At 37.1% G+C, this 14,172-nt stretch carries 19 protein-coding genes; 17 read left to right on the top strand and 2 right to left on the bottom strand.

The annotated features are described in order from the left end of the window. Positions 1–89 precede the first annotated feature (89 nt). Entirely contained in the window at positions 90–785 is a 696-nt protein-coding gene (gene dut / locus FZ940_RS03155; protein ID WP_084041937.1) for a dUTPase, read from the top strand. After that, positions 782–1,522: an EI24 domain-containing protein gene (locus tag FZ940_RS03150; protein ID WP_107812105.1), complete on the top strand. Its 741-nt coding sequence runs from the start codon at positions 782–784 to the stop codon at positions 1,520–1,522. The genes dut and FZ940_RS03150 overlap by 4 nt, the downstream gene beginning before the upstream one ends. A gap of 18 nt (positions 1,523–1,540) precedes the next feature. Here FZ940_RS03150 and FZ940_RS03145 read toward each other — a convergent pair whose 3' ends face one another. Next, positions 1,541–2,062, bottom strand: a complete 522-nt coding sequence (locus FZ940_RS03145) for an ATP/GTP-binding protein (RefSeq protein WP_107812106.1) — start codon at positions 2,060–2,062, stop codon at positions 1,541–1,543. 84 nt (positions 2,063–2,146) lie between these two features. Between FZ940_RS03145 and FZ940_RS03140 the strand changes: the two genes are divergently transcribed. The 15 genes from FZ940_RS03140 (at position 2,147) to FZ940_RS03070 (ending at position 13,590) form a co-directional block, all read left to right on the top strand. Then, positions 2,147–2,515 (top strand): L-arabinose ABC transporter, encoded by a 369-nt coding sequence (locus tag FZ940_RS03140; RefSeq protein WP_262367584.1) that lies wholly within the window; start codon positions 2,147–2,149, stop codon positions 2,513–2,515. Then, a complete protein-coding gene (locus FZ940_RS03135; protein WP_148821450.1) occupies positions 2,516–2,935 on the top strand; it encodes a pyridoxamine 5'-phosphate oxidase family protein in 420 nt (139 codons plus the stop codon). A gap of 57 nt (positions 2,936–2,992) precedes the next feature. Then, positions 2,993–3,736 carry a 3-oxoacyl-ACP reductase FabG gene (gene fabG, locus FZ940_RS03130; protein WP_148821449.1) on the top strand — a complete coding sequence of 248 codons (744 nt, stop codon included), beginning with the start codon at positions 2,993–2,995 and terminating at the stop codon, positions 3,734–3,736. 86 nt (positions 3,737–3,822) lie between these two features. Next, positions 3,823–4,056 (top strand): acyl carrier protein, encoded by a 234-nt coding sequence (gene acpP, locus FZ940_RS03125; protein WP_002941395.1) that lies wholly within the window; start codon positions 3,823–3,825, stop codon positions 4,054–4,056. Between the two features lie 34 nt (positions 4,057–4,090). After that, positions 4,091–5,302, top strand: coding sequence for a beta-ketoacyl-ACP synthase II (locus tag FZ940_RS03120; RefSeq protein WP_107793307.1), 1,212 nt, complete (start codon positions 4,091–4,093; stop codon positions 5,300–5,302). Between the two features lies 1 nt (position 5,303). Then, complete coding sequence (gene accA / locus FZ940_RS03115; protein ID WP_107709717.1) at positions 5,304–6,239, top strand: acetyl-CoA carboxylase carboxyl transferase subunit alpha; 936 nt, start codon at positions 5,304–5,306, stop codon at positions 6,237–6,239. Between the two features lie 192 nt (positions 6,240–6,431). Further along, a complete protein-coding gene (locus tag FZ940_RS03110; RefSeq protein ID WP_148821448.1) occupies positions 6,432–7,286 on the top strand; it encodes a CbrC family protein in 855 nt (284 codons plus the stop codon). A gap of 10 nt (positions 7,287–7,296) precedes the next feature. Beyond that, entirely contained in the window at positions 7,297–8,148 is an 852-nt protein-coding gene (locus FZ940_RS03105) for a YwqG family protein (RefSeq protein WP_148821447.1), read from the top strand. Positions 8,149–8,363: 215 nt separating this feature from the next. Next, complete coding sequence (locus tag FZ940_RS03100; protein ID WP_148821446.1) at positions 8,364–8,978, top strand: riboflavin synthase; 615 nt, start codon at positions 8,364–8,366, stop codon at positions 8,976–8,978. A gap of 9 nt (positions 8,979–8,987) precedes the next feature. After that, entirely contained in the window at positions 8,988–9,719 is a 732-nt protein-coding gene (locus FZ940_RS03095) for a purine nucleoside phosphorylase YfiH/LACC1 family protein (RefSeq protein WP_148821445.1), read from the top strand. A 156-nt stretch (positions 9,720–9,875) separates the two neighbouring features. Further along, a complete protein-coding gene (locus tag FZ940_RS03090) occupies positions 9,876–10,655 on the top strand; it encodes a DUF4198 domain-containing protein (protein ID WP_148821444.1) in 780 nt (259 codons plus the stop codon). Between the two features lie 77 nt (positions 10,656–10,732). Continuing rightward, positions 10,733–10,948: an acetyltransferase gene (locus tag FZ940_RS03085; RefSeq protein WP_021091731.1), complete on the top strand. Its 216-nt coding sequence runs from the start codon at positions 10,733–10,735 to the stop codon at positions 10,946–10,948. Positions 10,949–11,093: 145 nt separating this feature from the next. Beyond that, the gene (gene rpsB, locus FZ940_RS03080; RefSeq protein ID WP_002941277.1) at positions 11,094–11,882 is read left to right on the top strand and encodes a 30S ribosomal protein S2; all 789 of its coding nucleotides are present in this window, start codon (positions 11,094–11,096) and stop codon (positions 11,880–11,882) included. Next, positions 11,882–12,946 carry a translation elongation factor Ts gene (gene tsf, locus FZ940_RS03075; RefSeq protein WP_107697449.1) on the top strand — a complete coding sequence of 355 codons (1,065 nt, stop codon included), beginning with the start codon at positions 11,882–11,884 and terminating at the stop codon, positions 12,944–12,946. The genes rpsB and tsf overlap by 1 nt, the downstream gene beginning before the upstream one ends. Next, entirely contained in the window at positions 12,946–13,590 is a 645-nt protein-coding gene (locus FZ940_RS03070; protein WP_148821443.1) for an ABC transporter ATP-binding protein, read from the top strand. The genes tsf and FZ940_RS03070 overlap by 1 nt, the downstream gene beginning before the upstream one ends. 279 nt (positions 13,591–13,869) lie before the next feature. Here FZ940_RS03070 and FZ940_RS09570 read toward each other — a convergent pair whose 3' ends face one another. Further along, positions 13,870–14,043, bottom strand: a complete 174-nt coding sequence (locus FZ940_RS09570) for a hypothetical protein (RefSeq protein ID WP_167496287.1) — start codon at positions 14,041–14,043, stop codon at positions 13,870–13,872. Positions 14,044–14,172 lie beyond the last annotated feature (129 nt).

Below are 14,172 nucleotides of genomic sequence, written 5' to 3'. Positions count from 1 at the left end.
TTTTATACATAAAATGATTTAAGTCAAGCTTGTCTCGTGGCATTTAATAATTTTTTGTTATAATCCTTTAAAATTTTTAAAGGCCTAAAATGAATGAAAGAACGATTATTTTAGAGATGTTAAAGATGCAGCAAAGCCTAAATGATGAGACAAATGGGCTTGGCTGGGAAAATGGTTATACTAATAAAAATAAATTGATCAGCTGGAGACGTTGCATATATATGGAGTGCGCTGAACTTATTGATAGCTTTGCTTGGAAGCACTGGAAGAGCATCGATGCTAAGACTGATGAGCAAAATTTGCGCATAGAAGTTGTTGATATTTGGCACTTTATAATGAGCCTAGCTTTGCAAATTTATAAATCAAAACAGCTTGGAGATATAGAAACTTTAGCTGATGATATTTGCCAATCAAGCGGTTTTAGTGAGTTTTGCAAAGAGCCACTAAAGATCGAAGACGAGAGCATTTATGAGATAATGAATGATGTTGAGATGCTTATACATGAGTGCAGCGGGTTTGACTACGATATATTTGATATTTTAAAAATTTACTTCTCTATGTCTTTAAAATGCGGCGTAAATTTATACTCACTTTATGAGTGCTACATCGCTAAAAACGTACTAAATCGCTTCCGTCAAAATAATGGCTACAAAGAAGGTAGTTATAAGAAAAATTGGAACGGACGCGAAGATAACGAAGTGATGAGTGAAATTTTGTCAAATGGCGTTAGTAAGATAGGTGAAATTTACGCAGCACTTGAGCATGAATATAAAAAGGTGAAATGATAAACCTTCTTCGCCTTGGTTTTAAAGATTTTTTTACAGCCAAATTTATAGCGCTATCCATCTTGCCACTTTGTCTTAGCATTTTTAGTCTTGCGTGGCTTACGATTTGGGGCGGTGGTGAGATATTTGACCTTTTAAATGATAGCGCTAAAAACGAAAATTTTGCCTTTTTAGAGACAAACTCGGCACTCTCTTTTATCGCTATTAAAATTTTAAGTTTTAGTGCTACTAAGTGGATAGTTAGTATACTTTTTTATATTCTGAGCACCTTTTTAACGATCATCATTAGTATCGTGATTGCCCTAATCGTAGCTGGCTTTTTAACGCCGGTTGTGGCTAAAGAGATAAACAAAAGGCACTACAACTACGTGCTTAAAAACGAGGTTAGCACGGCTAGAGTGCTAAAGGTGATGATGATTGAGATCATGAAATTTCTTGGGATATTGCTCGTTTGCCTACCGCTTTTATTTGTACCAGTCTTAAATTTTTTCATCATAAACGTGCCATTTTTTTATATCTATTACAAACTTTTACTGATAGACGTTGGCTCAAACACTCTTGATAGTGATAAATTTGAGCTAGCACTGCTTGAAGGTGGCGGGATAAAATTTATAATTTTTACACTTTTGTTTTATCTAATATCGCTTGTGCCGCTTGTGGGACTCTTTTTTCAGCTTTACTTTGTAATAGTCTTGTCGCACCTCTTTTTTGGGAAAGAAGCACTTGTAAAAATTTAGAGCCAGAAGGCCCTAAATTTAAGCATAGTAAGATACTTTGTTGCTCTCATCAAGTAATGTGTCAAATAGCCTTTTTGTGGCACTTAGTAGATTTTTGTTTGCATCATTTTTAGCCAGAAGCTCGTCAAACATCTTTAGCATATTGTCATTTATAAAATTTTTGTGATTTAGATCTTTTGCGGTAGGCAACATTTGCTTGATCTTGTTTGAAAGATCACTTATGCTTTGGCTGCTACCAGCGATCTTGTCGCCCTCTTTGACGTTTTTCATAAATTCATCAACTTGTGGGCGAATTTGCTTCATCGCCTCTTCGATCTCTTTCATATCTTGCTCGTCTATGCCGTTTCCTTTATATAAAAACTCATAGCCGTATTCGTGCGTGAGAGTAAGGCTTCTTTGGCTTGAAGTACCATTTTTCTGGCTTGAAAACTCCAAACTTTTGTTGTCATACATCGAAAAGCTTATCTCATCGCCTGAGCTAGTTTTCATCGAAAAGCTCATGTTGTTGTAGCTTCCTTGAGAGTAAAAATTTGTTTGCATTTTTAAATCCTTTTGAGGCTAAATCGGCAAATTTTTAATTTCATAAAGCAAAATTTTGTAAAATGCGTCAAAAAAGGACGGGCGATGTGTTGTTTTGGGACTAGGATCTTTTTGCTTATGCTTATCACTGTTTCAAGCTTTGGCTTTGCTAGGCTCTACCCAGTTTTACCGGTCGTTGGTTACTACTTAATACTTGCAAATTTACTTGCCATTTTTATGTTTTCACTATTTTTTAAAGGGCTTTTACCAAGCTTTGTAAAAGTAAATGCGATTCACTATTTTTCGCTAATTGGTGGCTTTTTAGGAGCATCTTTGACGATGCTTGTTTTTAAAAAAGTTGCAAAAGATAAATTTACTTTAGTAGAGCTTATTATTTTTACGCTTTGGGTGCTAATAATCGCCATAGTCATCTTTAAATTTCAAACCATTCTTGATATTTTTAGGGGAATTTAGATGGATGAGAGGATAGTTAAATTTCTAAAAAAGATGCATCTCGCAAGTGTCTGCGCCATTGATGACGAGGGTCAGCCTTACGCTTTTAGCGCATTTTACGCCTTTGATGAGCTAAATTTTAGCCTTTTGTTAGCTAGCTCTGATGAGAGCTCACATGTTAAATTTTTAAAAAACTCAAAGCTTGTTGCTGGCACGGTCGCTCTTGATACAAAGATCGTTGGTAAGATAGAGGGCGTACAGTTTCAAGGAGTGATGAGAGAAGCTAGCGCAAGTGAGCGAGAGATTTACTTTAAAAGATTTTTTTATGCAAAAGCAATGGATCCAAAAATTTGGTGCATAAGCCTTGAAAAACTAAAATTTACAAGTAATGTTCTTGGTTTCGGCAAAAAGATAAAGTGGGAAAGAAGCGATAAAATTTAGACGTTAAGCTTATATAAGCTACAATCATTGAAAAATTAGAAAAAATAAGGAGAATCTATGAAATTTAGCGGAAAAAACGTACTAATAACAGGTGCAAGCAGAGGTATCGGCGCACAGATCGCAAAGACGCTTTCAAATATGGGCTTAAAAGTGTGGATAAACTACCGTTCAAAGCCTGAGATAGCAGACGCTTTGCAGGCCGAAATAGAGCAAAATGGCGGCAAAGCTGCAGTGATAAAATTTGACGCAACAGACGAAGATGAGTTTATAAAAGGTATAAATTTGATAGTTGATAGCGACGGCGAGCTAAGCTACCTCGTAAATAACGCTGGTATCACAAATGACAAGCTAGCGCTTCGCATGAAAACTAGCGAATTTACAGATGTGATAAATGCAAATTTAACTTCAGCTTTCATAGGATGCAGAGAGGCTTTAAAAGTGATGAGTAAAAAACGCTTTGGAGCGGTCGTAAATGTCGCATCTATCGTTGGTGAGATGGGAAATGCTGGACAAGTGAATTATTCAGCCAGCAAGGGCGGACTAATCGCCATGAGTAAGAGCTTTGCAAAAGAGGGCGCAAGTAGAAATATCCGCTTTAACAGCGTAACTCCGGGCTTTATCGAGACTGATATGACGCATGGACTAAGTGATGAGGTGAAAAAAACTTATAGTGATAATATCCCGCTAAAACGTTTTGGCAGTGCTAGTGAGGTGGCCGAGGCTGTGGCATTTTTACTAAGTGATCACGCGAGCTACGTGACTGGCGAGACGCTAAAAATAAACGGCGGACTTTATATGTAATGAAATTTCAACAAGTTTTGAAATTTAAAATAAATAAAAGCGTAAATATTATAAGATAACAGACATTTTTTATAAGGAGACCTTAAATGGCAGTATTTGAAGACGTAAGAGACGTAGTTGTAGAGCAACTAAGCGTAGATCCACAAGCGGTAAAACTAGAGTCTAAAATCATCGAAGATTTAGGCGCTGATTCACTTGACGTTGTAGAGCTAGTTATGGCTTTAGAAGAGAAATTTGAAGTAGAAATTCCTGATAGCGAAGCAGAGAAATTAGTAAGCATTCAAGACGTTGTAAATTATATAGAAAAGCTAGGTAAATAATTAAAATTTACACAGTTTGATTTAAGGAGATGTATTGAAACGAGTCGTTGTAACTGGTATAGGCATGATAAACGCACTTGGCCTTGACAAAGAGAGTTCTTTTAAGGCTATTTGCGAGGGTAAAACAGGTGTGAAAGAGATCACAAGCTTTGATGTAAGTGACTTTCCTGTTAAAATTGCTGCCGAGATAACTGATTTTGATCCAAATAGCATTTTAGACGGCAAAGAGGTGAAAAAAGTAGATCGTTTCATACAGCTTGGCATAAAAGCATCTAATGAAGCTATGGCTGATGCGAATTTTAAAGAGTTTGATGCTCATAAATTTGGCGTTAGCTCGGCAGCTGGCATAGGTGGTTTGCCAAATATTGAAAAAAATTCAATTACATACTTTGAAAAAGGCGTAAAGAGAATTTCGCCATTTTTCATCCCATCTGCACTTGTAAATATGCTAGGTGGCATAGTTTCTATAAATCACGGACTTAAGGGTCCAAATTTGTCTAGCGTAACAGCATGTGCAGCAAGCACTCATGCGATATCGCAAGCTGCAAAATGCATTATGATTGGTCAAGCTACAAATATGCTAGTTATCGGTGCTGAGTCTACTATTTGTGGTGTAGGTATAGGTGGCTTTGCAGCAATGAAAGCACTATCAACTAGAAATGATGAACCAAGTAAGGCGTCAAGGCCATTTGACGCAAATCGTGATGGTTTTGTAATGGGTGAAGGAGCCGGTGCGCTTGTACTTGAAGAGTATGAGTCGGCTGTTGCAAGAGGTGCTAAAATTTACGCTGAAGTAGTTGGATTTGGTGAGAGCGGAGATGCACACCATATCACATCACCAACACTTGAAGGTCCATTAAGTGCGATGAAACAAGCACTTGATATGGCAAAAGGTGTAAAGATAGATTATGTAAATGCGCACGGTACTTCAACACCTGTAAATGATAAGAATGAGACTGCGGCACTAAAAGCGGTTTTTGGTGACAAATGTCCACCAGTTAGCTCAACAAAAGGTCAAACTGGACACTGTCTAGGTGGTGCTGGTGCGATTGAGGCTGTTATATCTATAATGGCAATGAGAGACGGTATTATCCCTCCAACAATAAACTACGAGACTCCTGATTCAGAGTGCGATCTAGACTACGTTCCAAATAAAGCTAGAAAAGCTGATATAAAAGCTGTTATGAGCAACTCATTTGGCTTTGGTGGAACAAACGGCGTCGTAATATTTAAAAAGTTGGATTAAGATGTCAAATTATTTAGATTTTGAAAAAAGCATAAAGCAAATTGATGAAGATATAGCAAATGCTAAGATCAGAGGCGATGAACATGCTGTTGAAATTTTAAATAAGAATTTATCCAAAGAGATATCAAAAGTATATAAAAATTTAAACGAATATCAACGTTTGCAACTTGCTCGTCATCCAGATAGACCATATTCTATTGATTATATCAATGCGTTTTTGATTGATGGATATGAGATTCATGGAGATAGAGCATTTAGAGATGATCCAGCAATAGTTTGCTACATCGGCTATATTGGAGGCAAAAAGACTGTTGTTATAGGCGAGCAAAAGGGCCGTGGCACTAAAAATAAATTAAGAAGAAATTTTGGTATGCCTCATCCTGAGGGTTATCGCAAGGCTCTTAGAGTTGCAAAAATGGCTGAGAAATTTAATCTACCTATTTTATTTCTTATAGATACTCCAGGTGCATATCCAGGTGTTGGAGCTGAAGAGCGAGGACAAAGTGAAGCCATAGCTAGAAATTTATTTGAGTTTGCAAATTTAAAAACTCCAATAATTGCTGTTGTCATAGGCGAAGGTGGAAGTGGTGGCGCTTTAGCTATAGGCGTGGCTGATAGACTTGCTATGATGAAAAATTCTGTATTTTCAGTTATATCACCAGAAGGCTGTGCAGCAATACTTTGGAATGATCCAGCTAAACAGGAACAAGCCACAAAATCTATGAAAATAACAGCTGATGATTTAAAAAGTTTATCACTGATTGATGCCGTTATAGATGAGCCGATAAATGGAGCCCATAGAGATAAAGATGGTGCTGCAAAAGCACTTGCAAATTATTTTATCTCAGAGCTAGCTGAGCTTGAAAAGCTTGATATAAATGATCTTGTAGCAAAAAGAATAGAAAAAATTCTCTCTATCGGAGCATTTGAAGAATAAATTTATAGTCACAACAATTTTATAAGAATACTTATCAAATTTGTTTGTGGCATCATCTACCAAAATACTAAAATAATTTAAAAATCGATATAAATTTAATCGCTTTAACAGCCATAATTTTTATACTAGCTTTTATATCTTTAAGATTTAAACACTAAAATTGTTAATGTCAAATCTACATAAAGAGTATTAATGAATAAATTTCAAGAAAAATATATCACTCTTTCAAAAGAATATTATAAAAATAATGGCAATGCTTCTAGCATTGAGGCACTCTATCAGTTTAAAGAAGAGTTAGAAAATTGTGATGACATTTGTGCAAAGTATGTTTTAGTCGATGTTTATCAGCTTTTATCTATGAGAAAGAGTGCTTACGACTTACTTTTAAAAATACATGACAAAAGTGATAAAAAGCAGCTAAAGACACTTGGCTATCTAGTGCAATTCATTGACGAAAATGATAAATGGGCGCTGCCTCGCCCAAAAAGTAGAGGTCAAATTTTGGCTCAAAAAGATAAAGCCTCCACACTACCAAAATTTATCTATCATCCCAATCCTTTAAGAACCGGCGCATTTAAAGATGATATGAATATAGTGTGTGAGTGCTGCGGCAAAGATACTGAAGTTTATTATAACGGTAGCATTTATTGCGAGCAAGATATTTCGTATCTTTGTCCTACTTGTATTTCTAGCGGTAAGGCTGCTAAGAAATTTGACGCTACATTTGTGCAAGATGCTGACAAACTAAATACAAGTGATGCTAAAAAGGATGACGAACTTTTTAGAAGAACACCTGGCTACGAGAGCTGGCAGGGCGAGCATTGGATAGCTTGTTGTGATGATTATTGCAAATTTTTAGGTGACGTTGGTACAAGAGAGCTTGAAGAAATGGGTATAGCAGACGAGGTTTTTGAGGACTACGCAAAAAGAGCCGAATACGACGATAAAATGCTACGCGAATATCTTGTCAAAGCTGGCGATATTGCTGGATATTTGTTTCGTTGTTTGCATTGTAAGAAGTATCATATATACGTTGATGCTTGTTAAAGAGTAAAATATGGATATTTCAAAAATTTCTAAAGGTTGTAAAGAACGTGGACTGGATGAACTTTTTAAACTTTTATCGCCACTAGCAAGAAATGCCATAAGGATAGATGCGCAAGCTAAAAATGACGATGATATCGCCATTGGAGCGTCTAAATTCGGTGGCTTGCCAGATCTGCCAGATGGTTTATCGTGGCCTTCAAATGAAAATGGCGCTTTAAGTTTTGTGGCACAGATAAATTTTGCTGAAGCTAGCAAATTTGACATTGACTCACTACTGCCAAAAAGCGGAATGCTCTATCTTTTTTATGATAGAAATTTGCGTGTTTGGGGCTATGATCCTGCCGATAAAAATGGCTTTGCAGTGATCTTTTCTGATGTAAATGATGAGTCACTTTCTCGCAGGAGAGCGGAGAGCTTAGAGGGAGAAAATTCTACATTTAACGCGCGTTTGCTTAGCTTTGAAAATGAGATAAATTTGCCAAATTTACAAAGCTCGATTGTGCCATTTAGTAAAATTAGTGAAGCTGAGTGGGAGGCTTATCATGAGGTTATTGAGCCAAGCTGGCAGGCTAAAGAAAATAAGCTCCTTGGGCACTCCGATAATGTCCAAGATGGCATGGAGCTAGAGTGTGAGCTAGTTACAAATGGACTTAGCTGTGGTGATGGTAGCGCCTATCACCACCCAAGAATAGCGGAATTTGAGAAAAATGTTGCCCAGTGGCAACTACTTTTACAGATAGATAGTGATGATGAGGGCGATATGGACTGGGACGGAGAGGGCAGAATTTATCTATGGATAAAGAGGGATGATCTGGTAGCACGAGATTTTAGCAAGACGTGGCTAATTTTGCAAACGAGCTAAGACTGCTAAATTTATAAAAAATAAAAAACTAAAATTTGTAGAGAATTTATACTAGAGTTACCCAATAAATTTTTATCAGCATTCTTGGTGTGATTACCAAAGATTCACCGCCATTTCTGCCACTATCTACTTAAATATATAAAATAATCAAAGATGGTAATGCCCAAATTTAGGCAAAATTTAGTAAAATCCTTAAAAATTTTTAAAGGTAAAATATGTTTAATGGATTGATCCGTGAGATCGCACAGGTTGTTAGTTATTCGCAAAATATTTTAAGGCTAAAGGCAAATTTTCGTCCAAATTTAGGCGATAGCATTGCTGTAAATGGTGCTTGCCTGAGCGTAATAAAACTACATGAAGATGGCTTTAGTGTGGAGCTAAGCGCAGAGAGTAGGGCAAATATCGCGGTTGAAAATTTAAAAGAAAGAGTGCATATCGAGCCAGCGATGAAGCTAGGAGACCGAGTAGATGGTCATTTGATGCAAGGACATATCGATTTTATCGGTAAAATTTCAAATATCAAAAAGAATGAGAATGGGGTTGATTTCTATATCGACCTGCCGCGCGAGGCTATGAGCTTGATGTCAAATAAAGGCTCAGTGGGCGTCGAGGGCGTGAGTCTAACCATAAATGAAATTTTGCCAAAGGGTATAAGGCTAACAATTATACCAATCACATTTAAAGATAGCCTTTTTGGTACTTTCAAGGTCGGTAGGCGCGTAAATATCGAAAGCGATCTTTTGGCTCGATACGTAGCTAGGCAGCTTTTTTGTAAGCAAGATAGCACCCTTAGCTGGGACGATGTCGAGCGAATTTCTAGCCTTTATTAGGTGGATAAAATGCGTGAAAATTTAGAGATCGTCTTTGATAAAAATGGCGTATTAGCTGGCTTTACAAATAGATTTGGCGGTGTGAGTGAGGGTGCTTTTGAGAGCTTAAATTTAGCAGATCATGTTGGCGATGATCCGCTAAAGGTCGCACAAAATCGTGAAATTTTAGCAACGGCGCTTGGCATTATGCCTGTTAATTTAAAATTTATGAGCCAAATCCACTCAAATAAAGTGGAAATTTTGCAAGATTTTAACGATGATCTACCTCCGTGTGATGGTGTGATAACATCATTAAAAGACGTAGCGCTTTGCGTCTTAGTCGCTGACTGTGCGCCTGTTTTGATAATAGATGAACATCTTGGCGTAGTCGCAGCTGTGCATGCGGGACGCGCAGGTGTTACTAGTAAAATTTGCACAAATGCAGTGGGGCTGATGATGAGTGAGTTTGGTTGCTGTGCTAATAATTTACGCGTATTTATAGGCGCAAATATCAAAGTGCAAAACTACGAAGTAGGCAAGCTAGATCTTGGTGAATTTAACCGATATAAAAAAGATGGAAAATTTGATATAAACGCAGCTTTATTAGACGAATTTGCTAAGCTTGGAGTAGAGCAAATATCGCTAGATCTTCGCTGTACTTTTGAGAGAGATGAATTATTCTCATACCGCAAACAGAGTAGGACCGGGCGTTTTTGCGGATTTGTGATGAATAGAGTTGCATCAATAAATACTAAAAAATAAAAGCAAATTTTTAGCTTCATTACTTGCCTGTTAAAATTTGCCTGCTAAATTGTATTGAACGTTTTTGATATTTAATTTGATCTAAAAAATGGCTAAATATAATAATTTTTAGCTACAATTTGACATCGAATCTCAAAAATAACAACAAGGAAAATCATGAAAATAGGTAGAATTTTGACTGCCATTATGTTAACAGGAGCCTTTTATATGGTGCAAGCACACATGTTTTGGGTAGATGGAGCTAATGATGAAAAACTAGGAAAATTTATCGCAAATATGGGTTATAGCGACGATTTTCCAAAGCTAGAGCCTATTATGGCCGAACGCGTCCATCTTTTTGCGCCAATTACTGTAATAAGTAAAGATGGTAGCAAAAAGAAGCTTACACAAAGTGGCGAGAACTACCGCTACGAGGGCGAAAGATTAGACAAAGGCACATATATCTTACTAGCACAGCAAAATCCTATGTATTCGCTTAAAAAACGTAGTGATGGCAAGTGGCTAATAGACAAAACTAAGCTTGATCTAAAGGATCTAAGCGATATACAGATTTGCCGGCTGATGACGATAACATCTAAGAGAGTCTTAAATTTAGGTGAAATAGATGGCTTCGTAACTAAACCTGTTGGAGTTAAAATCGAGATCGTACCGCTACAAAACCCAGCGGAATTTAGAGTAGATAAGCCTTTTAAATTGCAGGTTTTTGCTGATGGAAAGCCGCTAGAGCGAGCCAAACTAACTGGTACTTTTGCTGGATTTTTAGACCATAAGCACGCATTTTACGGTATGACAGATGAGCAAGGCATCACTGAAGTGTTAGCTCTAAGGCCAGGTTTTTGGGTATTTGAGGTGATTTATGAAAGACCTTATCCAGATGCTACGAAGTGTTACAAAGAGACGTTAAAAACGACACTTAGTTTTGAGATAAAAGAATAAAAGTTTGATATAAATTTGAGTCCGAATTTATTATAAATTTTTTATAATCGCTTTGTAATTTTGAAAGTAGAGAAAGAATGCCTTACGAAAACTTTAAATCAAAAAATCCTCTTGTGCTAAAAATCACTACAAACGCAAGAAAATTTGGCGTAGAAACGCTACAAAACGAGGAGTTTGTAAGTATTCTTTTAAATGTTAAGAAGCTTGAAATTTCATCCGAACAAAGGCAAGCAATGGCAGAAATTTTTGCTAAGTTAATAAAAATCGAAGAAGACTCACAATTAAGTAAATAAACTTTAGTTTAAATTCATATTACTTTAAGTATAATCCCCCTTTATTTCACACACGACAATCCTAAATTTGGTTGTGCGAAAGCATTAATGGTCGTGGAGGATAAAACTAAATTCAAGGCAAAATGCCTAAAACAAGGAGAAACTCATGGTAACTATGAGAGATTTATTAGAGTGTGGCGTACATTTTGGTCACCAAACACGCCGCTGGAACCCAAAGATGAAAAAATTTATCTTTGGCGAGAGAAAAGGTATCTATATTATAGATCTACAAAAGACTATCCGCTACTTCCGCTACACTTACAACATTGTTCGTGACGCAGCTGCTGAAGGTAAGTCAGTGCTATTTGTTGGTACTAAAAAACAAGCTATCGATGCTATCAAAGAGTACGCTGAAAAATGTGGAATGCCTTATGTAAATCACCGCTGGTTAGGTGGTATGATGACAAACTTCGGTACTATCCGCCAGTCTATCCGCAAACTAGAAGTTATCGAGACTATGGAAGAAGATGGTTCGATAAATTTACTAACTAAAAAAGAGGCTTTGATGCTTCGCCGCAAAAAAGAGAAGCTTATCGCAACTCTTGGTGGTATCCGTAATATGAAAAGCCTACCTGATATGATATTTGTCGTTGATACAGTTAAAGAAAAGATCGCTGTTCAAGAGGCAAACCGCTTAAAGATCCCAGTTGTAGCACCGATCGATACAAACTGCGATCCTGATGTTGTTGACTATCCGATCCCAGGAAACGATGACGCGATCCGCTCTGTTCAGCTTTTCTGCCAAGAGATGGCTGAAGCGATCAACGAAGGTAAATCACTTCTTGAGCAAGATGGTGGCGAACAAGCTGCTGGCGAAGAAGTAAGCCAAGATGAGAAAGACGCAGTTGTAGCTGAGGCTATGAGCGAAGAAGACTTTGGCGAGGACGAAGAATAATGGAAATAACTGCACAAATGGTAAAAGAGCTCCGTGAATCAACTGGAGCTGGCATGATGGACTGCAAAAAGGCACTTGGCGAAGCAAATGGTGACATGGAAAAAGCTGTTGACATCCTTCGTGAAAAAGGCCTAGGCCAAGCTGCTAAAAAGGCTGACCGCCTTGCAAGCGAAGGCTTGGTAAGTGTTGAAGTTTGCTCAAAATGCAAAAAAGCAACTATCAGTGAGATCAACTCTGAAACTGACTTCGTTGCTAGAAACCCACAGTTTCAAGCACTTGCAAAAGACGCAACAGCTCACATCCAATCAAGCGGCATAAAAACAGTTGAAGAGCTAAATGCGAGCACTTTAAATGGTGTTAAATTTGAAGATTATTTCAAAACTCAGATCGCAACTATCGGTGAAAATCTTGTAGTGCGCCGCTTTGAGACTATTAGTGCTGACGATAAGGGCGTGGTAAATGGCTATGTTCACTCAAATGGCCGTGTTGGCGTACTTATCGGTGCAGCTTGCGAAAGCGCTGAAGTTGCAAACAAAGCAGCTGATTTTATAAGAAATTTATGTATGCACGCAGCTGCTATGAAGCCAAGCGTTATAAGCTACAAAGACCTTGATAAAGATTTTGTTGAGAAAGAATTTATCGCACTTCGTGCTGAGCTTGAAAAAGAAAATGAAGAGTTAAAACGCCTAGGCAAGCCACTTCATCACATCCCTGAGTATGCTAGCCACTGCCAGATAGGTGATGCTGAGCTTGCAAAAGCTACAAAAGCGATCGAAGAAGAGCTAAAAGCTGAGGGCAAACCTGAGAAAATTTGGGATAAGATCATCCCTGGTAAGATCGAGAGATTTTACGCTGACAACACAGTACTTGACCAACGCCTTACACTTTTAGGTCAGTTTTATGTAATGGACGATAAAAAGACTATCGAACAAGTTATCGAAGAGAAGAGCAAAGAGCTTGGCGGTAAGATCGAGATCGTAAAATACGTTCGTTTTGAGCTTGGTGAAGGCTTAGAGAAAAAAGTAGATGACTTTGCTGCAGAAGTTGCTGCTCAAATAGGCTAATGGAAATTTTAAGAGCGTCTAATCTAGGCTTTGCGTATGATTATACGCTCTTTAATAATATAAATTTAACTCTCAATCAAAAACAAAGCATCGCGATAACCGGCGTTAGCGGTTGTGGCAAATCAACGCTCTTACACATACTTTCAACACTTTTAAAACCAAATTTTGGCGAGGTCATCTATCAAGATAGATCGATCTATGAGCTTTCTCAAAACGAGCTTTTGGCCATTAGAAGGCTTCATTTTGGTATTATTTTCCAGTCACACTATCTTTTTAAAGGATTTAGTGCTTATGAAAATATCGAGCTTGCAAGCATCTTATCTGGCGAAAAAATAGAAGAAAAAGAGCTTGAGTCGCTTAAAATTTTAAATGTGATAAATCAAAAAGTTGGTGAGCTAAGCGGTGGTCAGCAGCAACGTGTTAGTATTGCTAGAGTGCTTACCAAAAAGCCAAAGATCATCTTTGCAGACGAGCCAACGGGCAACCTTGATAAGCAAACAGCAAATGAAGTGATGCAAGTTTTATTTGACTATATAAATGAAAATAACGCTGCCCTTGTTCTAGTAACTCACGACAACGATCTAGCAGCTAAATGCGACAACTCATATAAGCTTGAAAACAAAGAACTTATACAGATTTTTTAAATTTTGAAGATTAAAATTTACTATTTTGTCTTTTAGTATGTTTGTAAATTTAGTCAATTTATAATATAAATTTTTATTAAAAAGCTTTATATAATAGGTAAAATTAGGTAAGACTAAATTGCTTGCCTGATTAATAGAAAGTTTAGACTACCCACCAACATGTTTTGTATTATTCTTATCAGCCTTTTGTTTTAAAAATTCCTCTTCTTCTTTTGTAGGGTTATAATCATCTTTTAAAATTTTTTCTTAGTATCAATCTTTTGCTCAAGCATCTTATTTTCATAAATTTTTATATATTGGCTTCCAGTATTCAAGGTAATTTCTAAAGCCAGCGCTATATCCTGCATTATAGTGGTAGCTTACACATTTTAGCTCTTTATCACTGCCAAGAAGTTTTTTATAGTGGGCATACATCTTTTGAGCTTGTGCTGATATTTTATTGCTATCTATCACATTTGTATGACAGCTAGTGCAGCCATTATCACCTATCTCTTTAAATTTACTAGGATCATCACCTTAATTTTGATGGAAATCAATACAATCAAAGCTTAGATACTCGTGATGAGACTTTAGCTTATGTTT

Origin of the sequence: Campylobacter concisus (genome assembly GCF_902460415.1) — a bacterium.
Taxonomy (GTDB): domain Bacteria; phylum Campylobacterota; class Campylobacteria; order Campylobacterales; family Campylobacteraceae; genus Campylobacter_A; species Campylobacter_A concisus_Y.
The sequence above is the reverse complement of the archived record's forward strand: the minus strand, read 5'-3'. Positions and strand labels throughout refer to the sequence as shown.